General features: G+C 39.5%; 20 protein-coding genes. 5 read left to right on the top strand and 15 right to left on the bottom strand.

The genetic code is table 11. The features are described 5' to 3' along the window. Positions 1–47 precede the first annotated feature (47 nt). The 6 genes from NO991_RS03140 to NO991_RS03115 all read right to left on the bottom strand — a co-directional run bounded on the left by NO991_RS03140 (position 48) and on the right by NO991_RS03115 (position 4,332). A complete protein-coding gene (locus tag NO991_RS03140; RefSeq protein WP_054552126.1) occupies positions 48–299 on the bottom strand; it encodes a hypothetical protein in 252 nt (83 codons plus the stop codon). Positions 300–337: 38 nt separating this feature from the next. After that, positions 338–742: a DUF1761 domain-containing protein gene (locus tag NO991_RS03135; RefSeq protein ID WP_054552125.1), complete on the bottom strand. Its 405-nt coding sequence runs from the start codon at positions 740–742 to the stop codon at positions 338–340. A gap of 152 nt (positions 743–894) precedes the next feature. After that, positions 895–1,428: a response regulator transcription factor gene (locus tag NO991_RS03130; RefSeq protein ID WP_371351668.1), complete on the bottom strand. Its 534-nt coding sequence runs from the start codon at positions 1,426–1,428 to the stop codon at positions 895–897. Further along, a complete protein-coding gene (locus tag NO991_RS03125) occupies positions 1,425–2,636 on the bottom strand; it encodes a sensor histidine kinase (protein ID WP_371351667.1) in 1,212 nt (403 codons plus the stop codon). Before NO991_RS03125 ends, NO991_RS03130 begins: the two co-directional genes overlap by 4 nt. Positions 2,637–2,653: 17 nt before the next feature. Beyond that, positions 2,654–3,058, bottom strand: coding sequence for a DUF4440 domain-containing protein (locus NO991_RS03120; protein ID WP_054552122.1), 405 nt, complete (start codon positions 3,056–3,058; stop codon positions 2,654–2,656). A gap of 8 nt (positions 3,059–3,066) precedes the next feature. Then, positions 3,067–4,332 carry an amidohydrolase family protein gene (locus NO991_RS03115; RefSeq protein ID WP_371351666.1) on the bottom strand — a complete coding sequence of 422 codons (1,266 nt, stop codon included), beginning with the start codon at positions 4,330–4,332 and terminating at the stop codon, positions 3,067–3,069. 195 nt (positions 4,333–4,527) lie between these two features. Here NO991_RS03115 and NO991_RS03110 point away from each other — a divergent pair, with 195 nt between their 5' ends. Together NO991_RS03110 and NO991_RS03105 are read left to right on the top strand one after the other, a co-directional pair. After that, positions 4,528–5,601 carry a ketoacyl-ACP synthase III gene (locus tag NO991_RS03110; protein ID WP_166340915.1) on the top strand — a complete coding sequence of 358 codons (1,074 nt, stop codon included), beginning with the start codon at positions 4,528–4,530 and terminating at the stop codon, positions 5,599–5,601. Positions 5,602–5,669: 68 nt separating this feature from the next. Next, complete coding sequence (locus NO991_RS03105; protein ID WP_138617396.1) at positions 5,670–6,056, top strand: VOC family protein; 387 nt, start codon at positions 5,670–5,672, stop codon at positions 6,054–6,056. A 1-nt stretch (position 6,057) separates the two neighbouring features. Here NO991_RS03105 and NO991_RS03100 read toward each other — a convergent pair whose 3' ends face one another. Both NO991_RS03100 and NO991_RS03095 read right to left on the bottom strand, forming a co-directional pair. Further along, positions 6,058–7,419, bottom strand: coding sequence for a leucyl aminopeptidase family protein (locus tag NO991_RS03100; protein ID WP_339980587.1), 1,362 nt, complete (start codon positions 7,417–7,419; stop codon positions 6,058–6,060). An 86-nt stretch (positions 7,420–7,505) separates the two neighbouring features. Further along, positions 7,506–7,916, bottom strand: coding sequence for a hypothetical protein (locus NO991_RS03095; protein ID WP_054552118.1), 411 nt, complete (start codon positions 7,914–7,916; stop codon positions 7,506–7,508). Positions 7,917–8,022: 106 nt separating this feature from the next. Between NO991_RS03095 and NO991_RS03090 the strand changes: the two genes are divergently transcribed. The 3 genes from NO991_RS03090 to NO991_RS03080 all read left to right on the top strand — a co-directional run bounded on the left by NO991_RS03090 (position 8,023) and on the right by NO991_RS03080 (position 12,687). Further along, a complete protein-coding gene (locus NO991_RS03090; RefSeq protein ID WP_082389209.1) occupies positions 8,023–8,175 on the top strand; it encodes an oxidoreductase-like domain-containing protein in 153 nt (50 codons plus the stop codon). A gap of 296 nt (positions 8,176–8,471) precedes the next feature. Continuing rightward, positions 8,472–11,057: a TonB-dependent siderophore receptor gene (locus NO991_RS03085; protein WP_166340914.1), complete on the top strand. Its 2,586-nt coding sequence runs from the start codon at positions 8,472–8,474 to the stop codon at positions 11,055–11,057. Positions 11,058–11,202: 145 nt separating this feature from the next. Next, the gene (locus tag NO991_RS03080; RefSeq protein WP_371351665.1) at positions 11,203–12,687 is read left to right on the top strand and encodes a sulfotransferase; all 1,485 of its coding nucleotides are present in this window, start codon (positions 11,203–11,205) and stop codon (positions 12,685–12,687) included. On the opposite strand, the gene NO991_RS03075 is transcribed toward NO991_RS03080, so the two are convergent. The 7 genes from NO991_RS03075 to NO991_RS03045 all read right to left on the bottom strand — a co-directional run bounded on the left by NO991_RS03075 (position 12,620) and on the right by NO991_RS03045 (position 19,715). After that, complete coding sequence (locus tag NO991_RS03075; protein WP_339980590.1) at positions 12,620–13,522, bottom strand: alpha/beta fold hydrolase; 903 nt, start codon at positions 13,520–13,522, stop codon at positions 12,620–12,622. The genes NO991_RS03080 and NO991_RS03075 overlap by 68 nt on opposite strands. Before the next feature lie 1,723 nt (positions 13,523–15,245). Further along, entirely contained in the window at positions 15,246–15,719 is a 474-nt protein-coding gene (locus NO991_RS03070; protein ID WP_138599854.1) for a hypothetical protein, read from the bottom strand. Between the two features lie 123 nt (positions 15,720–15,842). Beyond that, entirely contained in the window at positions 15,843–16,697 is an 855-nt protein-coding gene (locus NO991_RS03065) for a DUF6236 family protein (RefSeq protein WP_339980592.1), read from the bottom strand. Positions 16,698–16,966: 269 nt separating this feature from the next. Continuing rightward, positions 16,967–17,431, bottom strand: coding sequence for a hypothetical protein (locus NO991_RS03060; RefSeq protein ID WP_339980593.1), 465 nt, complete (start codon positions 17,429–17,431; stop codon positions 16,967–16,969). Between the two features lie 116 nt (positions 17,432–17,547). Continuing rightward, positions 17,548–17,715, bottom strand: coding sequence for a hypothetical protein (locus tag NO991_RS03055; RefSeq protein ID WP_166340905.1), 168 nt, complete (start codon positions 17,713–17,715; stop codon positions 17,548–17,550). Between the two features lie 64 nt (positions 17,716–17,779). After that, positions 17,780–18,238, bottom strand: coding sequence for a hypothetical protein (locus tag NO991_RS03050; protein ID WP_166340904.1), 459 nt, complete (start codon positions 18,236–18,238; stop codon positions 17,780–17,782). 277 nt (positions 18,239–18,515) lie between these two features. Continuing rightward, positions 18,516–19,715 carry a DUF642 domain-containing protein gene (locus NO991_RS03045; protein ID WP_054552110.1) on the bottom strand — a complete coding sequence of 400 codons (1,200 nt, stop codon included), beginning with the start codon at positions 19,713–19,715 and terminating at the stop codon, positions 18,516–18,518. Position 19,716 lies beyond the last annotated feature (1 nt).

Raw genomic sequence — 19,716 nt, 5'->3', positions numbered from 1 at the left:
GAATAAGTTCCTGTAAATTACATACTAACAATGTGGTAAATACTAATCTACTTATGCGTTACCTTACCACCGATTATTTTTAAAGCTGGAGTACCACGGATCATGGTCTGGCGGGCAAATGGGCGTTGGCAGTCAGGGCAAATACCGGTGTCATTGGTAAAATCTTGGCTAATCCGTTCAACAAAACATTTAACCAACGCGCCTTTTCCACCTTTACGGTATTTAAATAACTGCGTTTTACATTGTGAACAAAAAATATCGACCGTTTTAGTTGGCCCTTTTTTATTTGGTTTTGCCATTAATCCATTTATTATTTCAAAAAGTACATGCTATCACGCTATGACCAGAGACCCAAAACCAAGCCAATTAATGAAAATTGTAAAATAGCGTAACCTGAATTTACCAAAAACAGTTTTAACGGCCGCTGCTCGAATATGTAGCCTATGCCTATAGCAAGGCTTACCCAACATAAACCAATTATAAAACCTGTACCAACAGCCACCCCAACAGCAACATTGGGCCCAACAAATAATGAAAAGCTAAATGAGATCAAACAGCATAATATTAAACTGCTACCAAAAACTTTAAATGGATTAATTTGTTGCAAATCTAACTCTGTTAGACCACAGCTCTCCATCCAAATACGCTTAAATAACCAAGGTGAATACCAGACAATTCCCAATAAGAATGAAGCAAGACCTGCAAAAAAAATTGCGAAAAAGTTAAGTTGATAAAAATGCATACACCAGACTCATACAACGATTAGGTTTAACATGACTTTAGTTAAGGATCAGCGATGCGGCAAATTTAAAACACGTAATTTTGTACCTATTTAGAATTAAATCCTGTACTGATTTACGCCTTCTAATTATTTTATTTACGTTAATAATCATATTACTGCTGAACTGGTTTTTTCTGTAATTTACGCTGTAATGTTCTTCTGTGCATATTCAGTTGGCGCGCAGTTTCGGAAATATTACCATCGTTACTGTGCAAAACATGTTGGATATGCTCCCACTCAAGGCGCTCTGGCGACATAATTTTGTTTGGCTTTGACTCTTCAAGTGATAGGTTTACCTCTGTGTCTCCCAAGATTGTTTTTAAAAGTGAATTAAAATCGACAGGTTTTGGTAAATAGTCGTCAGCACCTAATCGTATGGCTTCGACTGCACTGGCAATACTGGCAAACCCAGTGAGTAACACAATACGAGCTGAAGGAAATTGTTCTCTTAAGGGTTTAATTAGCGCAAGGCCGTTATCATCCCCGAGTTTTAAATCCACCAGAAAATGGCTAGCCTCAAAAGTGGTTATATGCTGTAAAGCTTGCTCAGCGTTATGAGCGAGTGAACATATAAAGCCTTGTTTTGTAAAACGCCTTGCCAGTGTGCTGGCAAGATTTTCATCGTCTTCAATAATTAAAAGTTTCATACAATTTTTAAACTAACCATCGCAATTGCACCTTGCTGTGGGTGATTGCTTAGTGTTAATGAGCCATTTAAGCGCTCTAAAGTCACATTCGAAAGCATAACTGCCATCCCCATACCATTGTTACTTGGCATGAGTTGGCCACCTAATGATGCCATTTGTTGTTCGCTAAAACCTTGACCGAAATCACGTAACGACAATGAAACTGTTTGCTGATCTATGTGCCACTTAGCTTCTACGCAGTATTGCTGATTATAGTTATTCGCCGATACGGCGTTTTGCAGCAAGTTTAAAATAGCCGGTAACAGCATGGCATCACTTAAAATCGAACAATCAGGGGCGTCATTTAGCCACTGTAAGTTTTGCTCCGGAAAATGCAGTGTCATCGCATCTTGAATGGTGCTTTGTAGTGTTTCAGCGCTGATCACTTGCCGTGTTTGACCGGTCCTTAAGGCATTTGAAAGTGACCTAAAATGAGCAAGCTGCTCTTTACACTGGGCTAATGGCTTAGCCATTTCTTGTACAATGGGGTCATCAGCTTGTTGTTCTTTAAGTTCTTCAAATAACAGCTGTAAGTTTGCGATAGGCGTTGCAAGTTGGTGCGTTACTTGTGCAGCAGCGCCATCAAGCGTTAATAATTGCTCATGCCTTAATTGTTGCTCACGAGTTCGTGCAATGGTGGCTTCTCTTGCTCTCAATGTACTGTTTAATGTACCAATAACAAAAGCAATAACAATGGCGCTAATAACAAAGTTAATCCACATACCAATAAAATGATGCGTCATCTGCATTTGGTGCATGGTGTGCTCAGGCATATTTATCAGTAAAAAGCTATAAGCGGCGATTGCCAGCACTGCGGTATAAGCAAGCCCTTTCGCATTAACAGAGACCGCAGCGATCATTATCGGTAACAGTAATAACGACACAAATGCATTGGTAGCCCCGCCACTTAATGAAAGCAAAATCGTTAAAAACAGTAAATCGGCTGTCAGCTGCATCAGTACAGCGGCTGGTCTGGCTTTGGTTACTTTTCTATAAGCGAAAATACTTAACAGCTGAAAGATTGCTTCAACACAAATAACAGCAAGTAAAGGCAGTAAGGGGATTTGGTATTCAAATAGAAAGTACACCGCAATAACAGCGACAAATTGTACGGCGATTGCGGCGCTTCTTAAAATTAGTAGGCGACTAATCGCCGGATCGGTTTGCATAACGGACTCTTTAAAACTTAATCATCGTCCATTGAAATTGTAAAAACAGCACAAGGCGTTCCTTGATGAAACACCATTTGCCATTGTTTACCATTAAAACGCCACAGTGACATTCGAATGGAGTAATTAAACTCTGACCGCGCAGAACGTCTAAAGGCTGCTTGATAGCTCAGCTGTGCAATATCATCACTGAGCATTCGACCTTTAAAGTGTTGATTATAAAACTGCGGTACTACCTCAGTTGGCAGACGGGTTAACACTTGGAACTTATTAAAAGACGTACCATCAGCAGCTATTTCAATAAAATCATCATCAAGTAATGCATCAAGCGCTTCAGCAGATTGCCGAACTTCTGGCTCAAGTAGCTGCCGCTCAGCATCAATTAAATGATTAAATAACGTCTCTTTAATTTTACCGCCCATAGTAACCCTTACTGTTTGAGCACTTTACCGCCCTTCATAACAAACTGAACCTGACTAAGTTCACTAATGTTATCAAGCACATTCATATTAACGCTGATAATATCTGCTTGTTTACCAACACTCAAGTCACCGAGGTTATGACTTTGACCTAATAGTTTAGCAGCTTCAACGGTGGCTGATTTAATAGCTTGTTTTGGTGTCATGCCATATTTAACTAATAACTCGAACTCTTTAGCATTATCACCATGCTTAGATACGCCAGAATCTGTACCAAAGGCTATTTTAACCTTGTTTTTTAATGCTAATTTAAACGACTCTTCCATTTTTGGCGCCACAAATTCAACCTTCTCAGCAATAGCTTTTGGCATATTCGGGTTATTTAGCACTTCTTCTTTTACTGTCGCGCCAGCGAGTAAGGTTGGAACTAAATACGCGTCTTGCTTTTTAAATAATTTAACTGTGTCTTTATCTAAAAAAGAGCCATGTTCGATTGAATCAACACCCGCTCTGAGAGCTGCTTTTATACCTTCTGTGCCATGAGCATGAGCGGTGACTTTTCGGCCTAAATGATGAGCAGTGTTAACAATGGCACTGAGTTCTTCATCAGTAAATTGCTGATTAACCCCGGCCGCTGTATTACTTAAAACACCCCCTGTTGCAGTAATTTTGATCACATCGGCACCACTTTTAATTACATCGCGTACCGCACGAGTACAATCGTCAGCACCATCACACACACCTAATCCCCCACCCTCTGTCGCTTTGGTAATATCACGGCGATAGCCATGCATGTCAGCGTGGCCGCCGGTCGGTGTGATCATATCACCTGCTGCAAAAATGCGCGGGCCAACAATGTCGCCACGCTCAACCGCTCGCTTTAATGGGAAGATAACTTGATAACTGCTACCTAGGTCGCGCACAGAGGTAAAACCCGCATTAACCGTGTGTTTTAAGAACTTTAAAGAACGTAGTGCATAATCGGCTTCGTATTCAGTGACCCATTGATGTGGGTTACGCTTTGCATCTCGCTCAAAGGTAACATGAACGTGCATATCAATCAGACCCGGCAAGACCATCTGATTTTTTAAATCAAAAACATCTGCATCACTGAGGTCTAACTGCTGTGTTGTTAAGTAGCCTGCTTTTATTGCAGCAATTTTATTACCTTCAATAACCAACGTTTGCTGCTCTTTAACACTCTGTTCAGTGCCAACAAGTACCTTTCCTGCATGAATAAGGGTGGTTTGTGCATTAACCACAAACGTAGATAACAAAGATAGTACCGATAATGTGCTTATTTTTAGATTTATTTTTTCATAATCGCCTCTTTTTTATACTAGGTTTAACTTAAATACTGAGTAAATGCCATTATTTACGACATAGCGCGGCAATGAACTAGTGTTAACAAGTGAATTTTGATATAACTTCGGGAAAATTTAACAAGTCTGACCACATAAAGAGAACACATTATGTCTTATGCCCAAATTACTGGCTGGGGTAAATGTATACCACCAGCAAGCATCAGCAATGATGAAATTAGCAATATTGTTGATACCAATGACGAATGGATCACAACACGTACAGGCATCAAATCTCGCCGTGTCAGCCATGTTTCTACTGCCGATTTAGCGACCGTTGCCGCAAAGCAAGCGCTTGCTTGTGCTGGTGTTGATGGTAAAGACATTGATCTTGTACTTCTTGCGACTTGTACACCATCAACTATGGTGGCAAATACGGCCTCTTTAGTGCAAAAAAACATTGGCGCGGTTGGCGCTGCAGCAATGGACACAAACGCTGCATGTTCAGGCTTTTTATATGCATTACAAGCAGCAACGGCACAAATTCGTGCAGGTATGATCAAAAAAGCAGTCGTTATTGCCGCTGAACGTATGACGTGGTACATCAACTGGGCACGTCGCGACAGTGCTGTATTATTCGGTGATGGTGCTGGTGCCGTGGTATTAGAAGCCTCAGACACACCATCAGGTTTACTTGCCACTAAAACAGGTTGCGACAGTGAAGATCGCGACATTCTGCATATCGAAAACTTCGGTAGCGATTTAAATAAGTACGAGCCAATTGGCCCGTCTAACTTATTATTCGAAGGTCGCGAAATCTTCAAACGTGCTGTTAAAGGGATGAGCGAAGCTTGTGACGACGTGCTGAACCAAGCGCAGTTAGAGCTTGATGACATTGACGTATTAGTTCCTCACCAAGCCAATTTACGTATTATCCAAGCTATTCAGCAACGTTTGAAAGTAGCTGACGAAAAAGTAATGGTGAACATTGCCGATTACGGTAATACGTCTGCTGCAACAATTGCGATTGCCATTTGTGAAGCGGTTGAGCAAGGCCTTATCAAACCTAACTCAAACATTATGTCAGCAGCCTTTGGTGCTGGTTTAACTTGGGCGGCGAGTTACATTAAATGGGGCGAGCGTGTAACACCTATCGCGGTTTCTGATGCAGCTCTACCTGAGTGTGATAAAACAGGTCTTGAACTGGTTGCACCGGCTGTTGCAGCATGTAAAGCGGCACAGTAATACCCCTATCATTTATAGAGAAGCGCGGCTTAGTCCGCGTTTTTTTATGGGCATAAAAGGATTAATTTATGGATCTATTAGGCATACATCATGCTGCAATCATCTGTAGCAACTATGAAAAATCAAAGCATTTTTATAATGAAATATTAAAGCTACCAATCATTCACGAACAATACCGCGCTGAACGTGACTCGTATAAATTAGATTTAGCACTTCCTGATGGCAGCCAAATAGAGCTTTTTTCGTTTCCTGGAGCGCCACCGAGACCAAGCTATCCAGAAGCACAAGGGCTACGCCATTTGGCGTTTAAAGTCGCCGATATTGCAAAATCTAAGCATTATTTAGAACAACAAGGCATTTCGGTTGAAGAAATAAGAGTGGATGAAATCACCGGGAAGCAATTTACGTTTTTTGCCGATCCCGATGATTTACCGTTAGAGCTTTACCAGCTTTAACTTATTGGAAGCGATCTTGTAGGTAGTTGAACACAGCACGAATACCCAGTGCCTCACCGCCTGCAGGACGACCCGGTAATGCACGTAAGTTCCAGGCCATCACATCAAAGTGCACCCATGGCGTACTTGGTTCAATAAACTCTTTTAAGTAAAGTGCCGCGGTGATCGCACCACCAAATGGAGTGGAAGCACAATTAGCAATATCTGCTACGTCACTTTTTAATAATACTTTGTATTGATCAAATAACGGCAGTTGCCATACAGGATCATGACAGCTTTCACCTGCATCCATCAGTTTATTAGCCACTTCACGGTTATTTGCGAAAAAGCCAGGTAATTCTGTACCTAGGGCTACACGACAAGCACCAGTTAAGGTTGCAAAGTCAACGATAAGATCGGGGTTATCATTTTGCGCTTCAGCAAGTGCATCACACAGCACTAAACGGCCCTCAGCGTCCGTGTTATCAATTTCTACTGTGATCCCTTTACGAGTTTTGATCACATCACCCGGTCTAAATGCATTTCGAGAAACCGCATTTTCAACCGCAGGTACCAGAACACGTAAGCGAATTGGTAAGTTGGCAGCCATAATTAACTGCGCAAGGCCAATAACATGCGCCGCACCGCCCATGTCTTTTTTCATGTTGCGCATACCTGAGCTTGGTTTCAAATCTAAACCGCCAGAATCAAAACACACGCCTTTACCGACTAAGGTAATTTGCGGTGCATCTTTTGCGCCCCAACGTAGATCAAGTAAGCGAGGTTTATTCTCAGACGCACGACCAACCATATGAATCGTTGGGTAGTTTTGCTCTAATAATTCATCACCCACCCACTCACTGAACTCACCATCAAAGGTATCAGCTAAATCAGCCATTACTTGTGATAAATGCTGCGGCATCATATCCGCAGCAGGCGTATTCACTAAATCACGCACTAAATTAATTGCACTTGCATACTGAGATAAACGCTTTACTAACGATTCGTCTTTAATGGCAAGGGTAGCGCGTGGCGAAGGTTTTTCTTTATATTCACTAAACTCGTAACCGCCTAACACAAAGCCCAGTGTTACTTGCTCTACAAACTTTTCATCACCTTGTATTTGGTAACAACCTGCAGGCAATTTTGTTGATAAGTCACCTGCTAACCAAAAGTCTTGTAAATCATTTACCAGACAATAAACATGCTCAAGTGAGCCGGTTTCATTATTAGCAACTAAGGCCATGCCTTTGTTTTTAAAATCACAATTTGTTAGCCAATTTTGTAAGGCTTGCGGCTGCTCGGTTAACCACGTTGATAGGTCAGCTTTAGCAATAAATGACAGGGGAATTCCCGTAGAAGAATGGCGAATTAATGAACTCATTAAACGACTCGATATAAAGAAAAGGTATTTAAGCATACCAATATCTTGATACAAAAGGTATAGGCAAAATCAGATAAAAAACCTAATCAGTCTTTGTTTTGTTTCTCTTTTTCTTCTTTTGCTACTTGTTGATCTAGCTCTTTAATTGACTTATTAATATTGAATGAACTAGGTAGCACATCGACACCAACCCATTGCCCCAGCTTTACAACCAAAGGAATGGTAATAGGTGCAAAGGGTAAAACTGCAAACACACCTAAACCAAGCCCTTTTAAGATATCTAAAAATTGCTCATTAGCAGTATGTAACTCTTCTTTAGTAGCTTGGCCTTGGGTGTATCGCCTATAAATATGAAGCATTTCTTTTGTTTCTTGCTTTTCTTGGGCAAGTGCGATTTTGAGTGCTACCATAGCGCGCTTAAAACGTAATGTTTGACGCTTTTTGGTAATTTTAGCCACTCGAAATGGGGCTCGATGAATAACTTTATATAATCGCATTTAGTTATTTTCACACAGCATGCGACGTTCACAAAGCATAATTTACTTATATTAGATTTTACTTTATCCTTAATACTCTATTCGTAACTATTTTTCAGTATTAAAAATGAACCAACCTAAACAACAAGCTGAGCCAAAACCCAAAAAACCAGCTTCAGATGAGTGTTGTGGAGGTGGTAGCTGTTGCCCATGTGTATGGGATGAATACCGAGAAAAACTGCAACAATGGCGGTTAAGCAATAATTTGCAACAAGCTTAATAGACCGTTCCAAATCAAAAATCGTTCAAAAACCATCCAAAAAAGCCTTCTATCTAATTATTTTTGCATAATTTATATATTTTCTTACGCTAAAACCCAATATCGAGAATAAATTATCCTCTTTACTTTCAATAGGATAATCCACAAAAGAACGACAAAAATAAAGAAACACCCACAAAACAACATAAAATTAACAATTTGCAAAAATTATTTACAGGATGTATAAGAGATTTACACCAAGTTCTAATACTTTATTTGGTGACATAATCATAACTATTCTAACTGGGGAAGTCGGAATGAAATTCAAAAATAATGCGCTACAACAAGCAATTAAATTTGCTTTAGCGACAACAACAGCAGGCCTGTTTGTGTCGGGTTCGGTTGTTGCTGCAGAGCAAGCAGCTGAAGAGACGAAAGTTAACAAAAATGTAGAGAAAATTGCCGTGGTGGGTACTCGTTCAGCACCACGTTCAATCGGTGATTCACCAGTACCCATTGATATCATTGGTGGTGAAGAGCTAGATAAAGGTGGTAACACCGATATGCTTGAGCTTTTAAAAGGCTCCGTTCCTTCTTTTAACGTTCACCAAAACCCAATTAGTGATGCTGCGTCACTTGTTCGCCCAGCTAACTTACGTGGCCTTCCTTCTGACAGTACTTTAGTACTTGTTAATGGTAAACGCCGTCACCGTGCATCTGTTATCGCTTTCTTAGGCGGTGGTATTAATGATGGTGCTCAAGGTGCCGATATCTCTGTTATTCCAAGTATTGCCTTAAAGCAAGTAGAAGTACTTCGTGATGGTGCTGCTGCACAGTATGGTTCTGATGCAATCGCGGGTGTAATGAACTTTGTATTAAAAGATGCCTCTGAAGGCGGCTCATTCGAAATACGTCAAGGTGAATACTACGAAGGCGATGGCGATACAACGCAAATTTCTGGTAACGTGGGTCTACCGTTTACCGATAGTGGTTTTGCTAACTTAAGCTTCCAATATAAAACAGCTGATGCGACTAGCCGCTCAGTACAACGCCCTGATGCAGCCGCACTAGATGCCGCAGGTGTGCCTGAAGTATCTTCGTTAGCACAAGTTTGGGGTGCACCAGAAGTTGATGATGATATTACTATCTTTGGTAACATCGGTCTTGAGTTAAGTAATTCATCTGAATTCTACATGTTTGGTAACTACTCTGAGCGTGATGTACGTGGTGGTTTCTACTATCGTAACCCACACACTCGCCCAGGTGTTTACTCAAATGACGGCGGTGAAACACTGCTTGTTGGTGATTTAACTGGCGATATGAGCGGTAACTGTCCTACCGATATCATGATTGATGACAACGTTTTAGATAACCAAAGATACATCGATGAAGTTGCTAACAACCCAGACTGTTTTGCGTTTAACGAAATGCTTCCGGGCGGTTTTACACCTAACTTCGGTGGTAACATCACAGATACTGCATTAACAATTGGTACTAAAGGTGAAATCACATCTGGTTTCCTTGAAGGTGCATACTATGACTTAAGCGGTACAGTTGGTTACAACGAATCACGCTACTTCATCTATGACACAATCAATGCGTCATTAGGTCCAGAAAGCCCGCGCGATTTCAGCCCAGGTAAATACTCACAGTTAGAGAAAAACTTTAATGCTGATTTATCAAAAGGTTTTGACTTTGGTTTAGCTTACGATGTAAACGTTGCCGGTGGTCTAGAATGGCACGAAGAAACATTCACAGTTGTTTCTGGTGACGAAGCGTCTTTCACAGCTGGCCCACTAACAGAACAAGGTTTTGGTATCGGCTCGAACGGTTTCCCTGGTTTCAAACCATCTGATGCGGGCGAGTATACACGTCGTAACTATGCTGCATACGTTGATGTTGAAGCACCATTCACAGAAGACTTCTTAATGGGCTTAGCACTACGTTATGAAGATTATGATTCATTTGGTTCAACAACTAACTACAAGTTAACGGGTCAATACCACGTAACTGAAGACTTGAACATTCGTGGTTCAATCAGTACTGGTTTCCGTGCACCAACAGTTGGTCAAGCAAACGTAAGTAACGTTCAAACTAACCTAAGCAGCGGTGTACTTGTTGACTCTGCACTTTTACCACCAACAAACCCAATTGCTGTGCAATTAGGTGGTACAGAGCTACAACCTGAAGAGTCTCAAAGCTACACGTTTGGTGCAGTATGGACACTTGGCGACTTATTCTTCACTATTGACTACTACAACATCCAAGTTGATGACCGTATCAGTCAATCAGATAAAATTGAATTAAGTCAAGCAGATAAAGACACGCTTGAAGCAGCAGGCGTACCAAACGTACAAAACTTAGCGCAAGTAAGCTTCTTCACCAATGACTTTGATACAACAACTCAAGGTATTGATGCAGTAGCTAACTACTCAACTGATTTGTTAGGCGGTAGCTCAACATTCAGCTTAGCTTACAACTGGAACGACACAGAAGTAACTAAGTCGAGCCCTATTACTGGTGAATTTAAAGTAAGCCGTTTAGAAAATGACTTACCAAACCACCGTGCAACACTTAGCTGGGCACAACAATGGGAGAGCTTCTCTGCATTTACACGTGTTAACTACTATGGCGAATACCAAGGTGTTCACGTAGATTACGATGCAACAGCGAAAACAGCTGATGCTGCAGTAACGATTGATGCAGAAGTAACTTACTTCCTAACTGAAGAGCTTAGCTTCTCTGTTGGTGCGACAAACTTATTCGACCAAGAAGCAGAGAAACTTGATTTCTTCGATAGTACTGGCATCCCTAACAACAACTGGGGTGGTAAATACTACGAAACGTCGCCATATGGTATCAACGGCGGCTTCTATTACGTGAAAGCTACCTATACTTTCTAAATAGAACAGCTTTCTAGGTTGAGCAATCAACCTAGAAAGTCGATACCCCGGATTTTTTCTGGATATTTATAGTTAACCAAGGCGAAAGACATTTCGCCTTTTTCGTTTTATAGTAAATAAAAATAACAAATAACCAGCCATTCCTATGCTGTTAGAAAAAGCGAATCAACTACTGAATGAAAACAAGCTTAAAGAGGCCGGGTTTCATTTTAAAACCATTCTCGATTCAGATCCTGAAAATGGCGAAGCGTTATTTGGATTGGGCCGCATTGCACTGCGTTTAGAACGTTATGATGCAGCGGTTTACCTTCTACAAAGAGCCTGTGAACGACTACCGCACATGCTTGAACCACTGCATGCCCTTGCCGATGCTTTTAATGGCGTGCATTCACCGCAAGATGCCTTAACTGTACTCGAATATGCTAAATCAATTGCCAGCCATAACCCTGAGCCACATTACTACCTTGCCCAGCATTATTTAACTTATGGTGAGTTAGATAAAGCGTACAGTATTTTAAAGCATGCACTCGGTATGGGAAATTACCCAGTGACGGCGTACATTTTATTTGAACTAGTACAGTTTGGGCGCTTTAACAACGAACAAAATTACATAAATGAGCTACACCAGTTTTTAACTTTGACCAATAACTTGCGCTTAAAAATGGTGTGTTATTATGCCCTTGGTAAAAGCTATGATCAGTTAAATGATACAGAACAAGCTTTTAACTACTTCAGCCTAGCTAATAAGCTACAAACAAAACTCACGCAGTTTAGAACCCGTGATTTAGAGCCATTTTATCAGCGCATTATAGAGCAAAATACGGCCGAGCTAATTGATGCCAGAGACAAAACATTTACAGGTACAATTACTCCCATTTTTATTATTGGCATGCCAAGAAGTGGCTCAACCCTAGTAGAACAAATGCTGGCAAGCCACGATGACTTTGCCAGCCTTGGCGAAGATGCCAGTATCAGTAATCAGGTTGTTGCATACCTTGAACAACAAACGCAACTCCCCTACCCAGATTGCTTAGCAGAGCTAAATCAAGGGCTGATTAACAATGCCCGCAATATTTATATTGAACGAATAAAACAAGCGCCAGTTGTGCGCCCTTTTATGATCAACAAGCTACCTGCTAACTATCAGTCACTTGGATTGATTTACTTACTCTTTCCTAACGCCAAGTTTATTAATATGCAGCGCGAATATGATGCAATTGCGTGGTCGGTGTTTAGCAACTATTTTGCTGAAAACGAACCTTATTTTTGTTCACTCCCAGAGTTTAAACAGTACTTTGATTTGTATCAGCAATTAATGGAACATTGGCAAAATGTGATGTCAGAGGCGGTTTTTGATTTAAGCTATGAAGCGCTTATCAGTGACAGCGAACAAACACTAACAGCCCTGTGTAATTTCTTAAACATTGAGTACAGTACACAGTTTTTAGATTTTTATAAGTCAAAAAAACCGGTGGCAACACTCAGCAAAACGGCTGTAAGACAGCCGTTAACTGATAAAGCAGTAGAGAAATACAAACGCTACGAGAGCGCAATGCACACGCTTATGCGTGAGTCTCAAACCAGTTCAACAAGTCAACAAACTGATCAAAACGCGCCTGTGGGTGAGTGAGCATATTAATGTGATCATAATCGACCTTATGGCCAAACTTACGGCCATAAATGGTCATCGTTTGCTTGCCGATGCCCGACTCTTCCATAAATTTTTCAATATCAATCGGCTGGCATAGAGCTTTATCTTTAACACCCGCCACATGCATAATGGGCGGCAGTGCCTTATCAGCTAATGCGTTTGCGTAATCAAAGCCATCGTCAGTATCGACCCAAGGTTTACGCTTAGCCCACTGCATACTTTGATAATGTGACTTACGGGTTTCATCATCACTGCCCCATTTCAGTTTTTTAGCCGGCACAAAACCATGCTTACGGGCAACTAATGGCGCCAAACCATACCAAATTAAATTACCTTGAATATACTTGCTTGGATGATGGTTATACAAAGACCGTTTAGAACCAAAATAGCCGCAGGCTTTCACATCATCAATCAACTCAGGAAAACGGGCAAACACACTGTTCATTAGCACCCCGCCCCATGAGTGTGCCACCCAATAACGCGCAGGCTCGCCTTCAAGCTGTTTAATTTTATCTAAAAATGCGGGGATATCTTCTAAAATAGCCTCGGTTTGGCCATACTTTGCATGCTTTGAAATCGCAGGTTTACTCTCACCACGACCACGTAAATCAGCCACATAGCAAACATAGCCATGCTCAGCTAAAAATGGTGCTAAACCTTTATTGCTGTGGGTGTAAAAGATTTTGCCATTTTCAACGGCACCATGCATAAAAAACACCGCAGGGCCATTCGCATCAGTCTTACTGATACGGCGTAAATGTAAGGTTTGGCTTTCGGCGAGTTTAATAAACACCGATTCTTGTTTAATCGTCACGTTTGACCTTTTTATTCTTATATACTCATCGTACCAGTGTTAAGTTACGCCAGTCCATTCAGCAAAGCAAGTTTGTTTGTATGTATGGCGATTGCCACTCAAAATGAGAATCTCAGGCACGATGAAATTTTGATTAAATTGTAACACCAATGCAGAGCCATTATTTATCGATGTTAGAAGTTCGAGTTACATAAGCCTTTGGCTAAATGATCACTAACGAAAAGCTATGAAATGGTGCTGAAGTCTTTATAGATAAAGGGACAAAATTTTATGTAGGGAACACCGAAACAAAACCCTAGGGCATGCCTAACCAACAAACATTTTCCGTAGGCTTCAGTTATAAGTTCTAGCAACCATGATGCATAATAAAGTAGGCAATATATGAGTTATTGCTTACTTTATTAGGCATAATTTAGGTTTATTAATATCTTTAAGCTATCAAGGCTTGGTATTTCCTTTACTAACCAGGAACTATTATTTCTTACGGAAAACTTTCTCTAGTAGGCTTTAAGACCTTCATCAATATTATGGAACAATGGAGCATTGAACCGAAAAATCAAAATGTACTTTAGGCCTATATATTCAAAGCATAAAGAATGAGAAAGTTTCTGGATTTAAAATACACATACCGAAGCCTTCTTTAATTCGAACTTATTATCTCATCCGAATATACAAATCATTACGAATTATTTTCCGTTAAGAACATCAAGCAAATATCCTTTGGACTATTACCAAGAATGTAGAGAGGCAACTTGTGCGCACAAAGGTATTGATAAAGGTCGTTCCGTAACAAAACGCTCAAGAAGGAACCTCATTGTTTAGCTACCTCTGAAGAATAGATCTTTAGAGCATTTATGCTAACTAGTTTTTAGGGCTGTTATATTTATAACCCATCGCTGTACATTTATGAGTTAGAACCGAAGGTCGGCTCTGTATAAAAGAAAGGCCTTGGTAACACTGTTATCACTGAACAGCGGACTGAAGCTGTAATTTATATTAACGAAGCGGCAGCGTTGCGTATAAATTGCTACGAAGGACAGCAGTTCCGGTACATATCTTTGTTATGTGTTTGATTATTCGCTCTCATTAAGTGCAAAGAATGAGCTAAGCCAAGCTTTTGGTCCTTTATTAACGGCCTTGTTAGGCTAAATTATATATCGTGGCAAATTTGAACAAAAAGCTCATTAAGATGGAATTTATCTGCATCTTCCAGCTTATTTATACTGCGCAGCTCCTCTAATCCTTGCTCAATACCATCCGTCATATCAGAAAATGCTGCTTGCGCTGATTCCCATAAATGAAACCAGTCTGCTAGCGTGGGTCTAAAAGTAAGCTCGTGTGCATATTTATTTCTAATTTTATTGATTTGTTCAATAACCTCTTTTGATTTTAAATGAATAATCCCATTGATATATGCTGCATTAAGTATGCGATGAAAACTACTTTTCCGTAATTCATAGCCAAGACTTGGGTTTGATACTTCTAGACGCTTTCAAAGCATGTACTCAATCACCACGTGACCTTGAAGAAACCAATCAATATCAGGTCTTTCGTTCAAAGTCTCATAGTAAATATTCATTTCATCTTAAATATTCAAATTATATCCTACTTTGGCGAGAACGATTCAGCCTAACGAACCATTCAGGGACTATTAATAGTTGGCTAAAATAACGAACGCTGTATGGAAAGCAAACTGTTAAAAATCCCGCACTGCAATGGCTTGTTATATTTTTTCTGCTACATAGCTAGGTACATCGATCTTCTCGCCACCATTGCTGAAGTGATGTTCGAAGGCGTATGCCATTTTTTCTAAGGGTGCGCCCTCGTAACCTAATGTTTGGATTTCACTAATGTAACGTTCCATAAAAGGAACAGCTCCTAAATAGTTCCATTGCGCTACATGAACTAGTTCATGAAAATGTATACGTAAATTTGAAGCTATGTGTGGAAGGACATAATAAGTGTCTTTATATGTGATGCCATCGACTTCCATATCTATAAAATCTCCCAACCCCATTTGTCGTAATTCGGGAAAATTTGGTTTTGGAATCTTATCTACGACTACAAAGTACGCTTGCTTTAAAAATGACAAAGAGTAAAAACCTTCAAAATCGTCAAAAAATTGAGAGCAACAAACCCTTTGCTCTTTGAATTCAATATTTTTTTGATCAATCCATTGTTCAATTTGATTTAACATCACCACACTCCAGAAAATACCAACGCCCCCTTAGCGGCGTAAAATTGCAGGGTAAAATTAGCGATGAAGGAGCGCAAGCCTGCTCTTTTGCGTCCCTTGGTTTAGGCACATGTTATGTGCACATTACACCAACACTTCTCTTTTCGCATTTGCTAAAAAAGCAAGTTTTGAATTTTTACTTGCAGGTTGAAAAGTATTTGTGGCCTTAGATTGCACTTTAATTGTTGAAATTAAAGCACCTGCTATAGTCGCAATTGGTAATGTCATACCTGTTGCAAAGAAATCTATTAATGCTCCAGATGCTGCACCAACAGAAATATCTTTACCACTTAAATTCAGTTCTGCTGATAAATCAAACTTTCCAGTTTTATCAAAGTGCTCATTGGTTACATAATCCAAATCAGCTATTGATTTCGCTAAATCTGAAATTGCTCTTTTGGATGCTAAATCTTGATCAGCCGAACTTAAAACTTGCTCATATAAATCATCTAAGTGTGCATGAAGAGAATAAAGCTCATCTTTACGCTTTTCTTTAAACTCTAAAAGTTCATATATATCTACATCACCAGTTGGGACAGGTAATGAAGAAGCAAGATCCACACGAATAATATTTCTTCTTTGATTGAATCCATAAGGGAATTGGCATTCTCCCCCTAGCTGGTGAATAACCCAGTCTGTAGTTTTATCTTTGACTAATTCTTGTGCTACAACACTCTGGCAAGACAAAATGGCGTTTGTAACTTGGTCGCCCTCAAATCGACCTGTAAACCCAACACTAGGTCGCTCAACAGCACCTGATTTAATTAATTGTTCTTCTTCAGGCAAACCAATATAAACAAGATTATTTCCGGGAATGACAACTTTATTCCAATAAAGAATATAATAACGTAGTTCATCAATCGAAAGACTACGCTCCATTTGAAAACCTTTGGGTAACCTATTTATGATGCCTGGAGACGCTATTACACCTCTTTCCATCTTGCACACTCCTTGCTCAGTGCCCATAACAATTTAATAGTGCGCGCGTCACGAATCTTTCTGCCAATGTCACGCTCATTTATTAATAAATCTATTAGTAACAAATAACGAAAAGCATTGCCAAATCGTATTTTTAATTAATCCTAAAGGTATTCAGAAAAAGAAAATGCGCTCGTCGCTAATTTTCTTGAATATGGGAGCGAAATAACTATGCTGTGTATTTTTACAGTAACCGATATTGCTACCTCACAAAACGTCTCATCTGTATTTTAATTAATCTTGTCATGTAGTGACTTACACAATTCATGATGCCTGAGGCGGTTACCAAACAACGAATTGAGTCTATCTGTACCACCTGTTTTTTCATAAAACTCTTGTACTGTGATTTCTTTTTGCTCGTAGTTCAATAACTGCCAAAAACCGTAAAAGCCTCTAAACCAAAAATAATAGAACACAGCTCCTACGCCTAATAAAAGATATACCGTTTTACCTGCTTTTTGTTTGTATTTTATGGCGCAATAAAAAAACCAGATACAACTTAGTACAGCAACAATGGAAAACCCTAAAAAAGGTGTCACTACAGAGTTGGCATTATCCCAAAGTGAGCTAAGACAGGTTGAATGCCAATTTAACTGCATAGAAAAAATTAACGTAATTTTAAAAAGGAAGTACAATAAAACGGTTGTAAATACAGCATATAAGATTCCACTTTCCTTGCTTTGTTCTTTTTTCAATTCTTTCCCTTTAAGTTATAAAAAGCCCTGCATGATTATTTTACTGTTGAGTGGTTAGGTTGCTGTTTAAACCAAGTATGATAATTTCAGGTGAAGTATATGTTTACTAATCTCTATTAGTCTTTACACTCAAAACCTTTAGAGTCGACTTTAGCGATGTTGTCTTTATTGCCACACTCTTTAATTGCCATCTCTGTGTGATTGTGCTCATTGTATTGTTTAGCAATTGCGCCAAGGCTTAGCAAAATTACTACAGCTATCACTATTTTTTTAATTTTAGACATAAACATTCCTTTGAAAATAAACTATTTAAATACAAACAGTTGCGCTTGCTATTTTTGATAAAACTTAATCAATAAGCGCCATCGAATTTAAATTGAAGTTATAAATAGAGAATGACTCACCTTCTTCTTTTAACGTGACGGTTATTTGTGCGTCTCCATTCGTGTATGAAGCTGGAATTAAATAAGTAACATAAGTACCAGAACCACCTCCAGTAACAGCTTTAGAGCTAACATTTATAAATTCAAATTCACCTAGTTCTTTTAATTCGCCCAACTTTGAGAATGCACGCATGATTTTAGAAATATCTTCATCTGTGGCATTTTCAATTGATGATGGGGTCATATAGTTTTTGAGAATTTGAGGATCCCATTTAGAGATATCTGTAATTGCTGAATTTAGGTAAGGAATAGCAGTTTCTTTGTAAGCAGAGGATTTATTCGCAGTCCAAATTGCTAAAAGTACAAATAAGCTAATTAACACTAAAAATGTTATACCAATTCCTTTAAGTATCTTTTTAACCATGATTTTTATTATTTTTCCTTGATTGAATCACTTACGAATTTATCAGCTTTAGGTGTTTTATGGTAGTACCCAATGTGACCCAATTTGAGTAGAAATTTTTAAACACTAATTTTAGTTGCTTGTATCATGGCCAATATACCCGATCTTTCGCTCTTAATCTCAAGTAGCCCATACTTTAAGCAAAGCAACCTATCAGTTATCAAATAATTTTGCTTACCATGTTTAATAGACTAAATAAAAAATAGCCAGAACCACTGGCTATTTTTATAAACACCGCCTATTCGCAGTAGTTATCTACGAAAGTTAAATCATTAATGTGCTCTGGTGCATCCATAACGTAACTAGAGTCAGCCGTTTGAGGATTAACACTGTAAATCTTCGCATTTTCGCCTGCTTTTCTTCCTGAAACATACAATGTTCCATCATCAGCAATCGCTAATCCTGAAGCCCAATTAATGCCGTGTTCACCAATTAAGGTTAACTCCATCGAACCATCATCAATGGTATAGAGTGATTGACCTGTTAATACGTAAAGTACATTATTATCAGCAGAATATGCTACATCACCATGTGAGAAAGAATCTCCCGAATAGCGCATCTTGCCTAGTACTGTTTTTTCTCCAGTTTGCAAGTTGTAGTCATACATATAGGTTTTACTTGTCGCACGTAAAGATTGTCCGTCTGCCGTGACTGCTGAACGATAAATTGGCCAAGATGTAGCATCAGCCTCAGCAACTTGAGCGCCCGTTTCTAAATCTAACGACCAAAGTTTTGACGCTTTCGTGCCCGAATCAAGTTGTTCCATAAAATAAAGTTTGCCATCATAACTTGCAATGTTTGAAGCCGTATTTTGCGCTCCTGCGACCACACTGTAAGTATTTGTCTCTAGGTCAAACTTATAAACATAACCCGTTTCAGAAGAACCAAAATTGTTAATACCAAATATACCAGAATGACAAGCCTGCTTTTGAGTGACAACAACGTTATCAATAAAACCGCCTAGACTATCACTCGCACCTGCGCCGCTAAAACGAATTTCTGAAGAGTTTGAATCTGCTTCTACAGATAATGTAAATGATTGCCAGCCTCTTTGCGTCGCATTTACGTTTAGTACTGTTGTTCCATTCCACTTCACATCGACTTTATTTGTATCATTGTTACCGTTAATACGAGGCGAGTAGTAAAATGAAACTTCATAAGTTTTTCCAGCCTCAGTTGCGACTGTTTGAAAGATACTGTAATTAGAAGTAGAGTCTAGCTCGACATATTGATTACCTTGCTGAGCAGTAATAAGACCTAGACGCGATGTTTGAATTTCAAATCTTGCACCTTCACTTTGCCATCCGTTAACTTCATCTAACAATGTCCATGTTGAGTTTACGACATCCAGTTCAAATGAGCCGTTTGCAATTAAATTGTCTGCAATTGCAATTTGCGAAGCAAAAAGCGAAGACATTGCTAAAATAGATAACTTCATA

Source organism: Pseudoalteromonas sp. DY56-GL22 (genome assembly GCF_041414715.1).
In the GTDB taxonomy this organism is placed as follows: domain Bacteria; phylum Pseudomonadota; class Gammaproteobacteria; order Enterobacterales; family Alteromonadaceae; genus Pseudoalteromonas; species Pseudoalteromonas simplex.
The sequence above is the reverse complement of the archived record's forward strand: the minus strand, read 5'-3'. Positions and strand labels throughout refer to the sequence as shown.

Coding starts and splice junctions, on each gene's coding strand:
- NO991_RS03090 (WP_082389209.1), top strand. CDS start 8,023: ATGAACCAACCTAAACAACAAGCTGAGCCAAAACCCAAAAAACCAGCT.
- NO991_RS03080 (WP_371351665.1), top strand. CDS start 11,203: ATGCTGTTAGAAAAAGCGAATCAACTACTGAATGAAAACAAGCTTAAA.
- NO991_RS03055 (WP_166340905.1), bottom strand. CDS start 17,715: ATGTCTAAAATTAAAAAAATAGTGATAGCTGTAGTAATTTTGCTAAGC.
- NO991_RS03100 (WP_339980587.1), bottom strand. CDS start 7,419: ATGAGTTCATTAATTCGCCATTCTTCTACGGGAATTCCCCTGTCATTT.
- NO991_RS03095 (WP_054552118.1), bottom strand. CDS start 7,916: ATGCGATTATATAAAGTTATTCATCGAGCCCCATTTCGAGTGGCTAAA.
- NO991_RS03085 (WP_166340914.1), top strand. CDS start 8,472: ATGAAATTCAAAAATAATGCGCTACAACAAGCAATTAAATTTGCTTTA.
- NO991_RS03065 (WP_339980592.1), bottom strand. CDS start 16,697: ATGGAAAGAGGTGTAATAGCGTCTCCAGGCATCATAAATAGGTTACCC.
- NO991_RS03135 (WP_054552125.1), bottom strand. CDS start 742: ATGCATTTTTATCAACTTAACTTTTTCGCAATTTTTTTTGCAGGTCTT.
- NO991_RS03140 (WP_054552126.1), bottom strand. CDS start 299: ATGGCAAAACCAAATAAAAAAGGGCCAACTAAAACGGTCGATATTTTT.
- NO991_RS03105 (WP_138617396.1), top strand. CDS start 5,670: ATGGATCTATTAGGCATACATCATGCTGCAATCATCTGTAGCAACTAT.
- NO991_RS03070 (WP_138599854.1), bottom strand. CDS start 15,719: ATGTTAAATCAAATTGAACAATGGATTGATCAAAAAAATATTGAATTC.
- NO991_RS03110 (WP_166340915.1), top strand. CDS start 4,528: ATGTCTTATGCCCAAATTACTGGCTGGGGTAAATGTATACCACCAGCA.
- NO991_RS03130 (WP_371351668.1), bottom strand. CDS start 1,428: ATGAAACTTTTAATTATTGAAGACGATGAAAATCTTGCCAGCACACTG.
- NO991_RS03125 (WP_371351667.1), bottom strand. CDS start 2,636: ATGCAAACCGATCCGGCGATTAGTCGCCTACTAATTTTAAGAAGCGCC.
- NO991_RS03045 (WP_054552110.1), bottom strand. CDS start 19,715: ATGAAGTTATCTATTTTAGCAATGTCTTCGCTTTTTGCTTCGCAAATT.
- NO991_RS03120 (WP_054552122.1), bottom strand. CDS start 3,058: ATGGGCGGTAAAATTAAAGAGACGTTATTTAATCATTTAATTGATGCT.
- NO991_RS03050 (WP_166340904.1), bottom strand. CDS start 18,238: ATGGTTAAAAAGATACTTAAAGGAATTGGTATAACATTTTTAGTGTTA.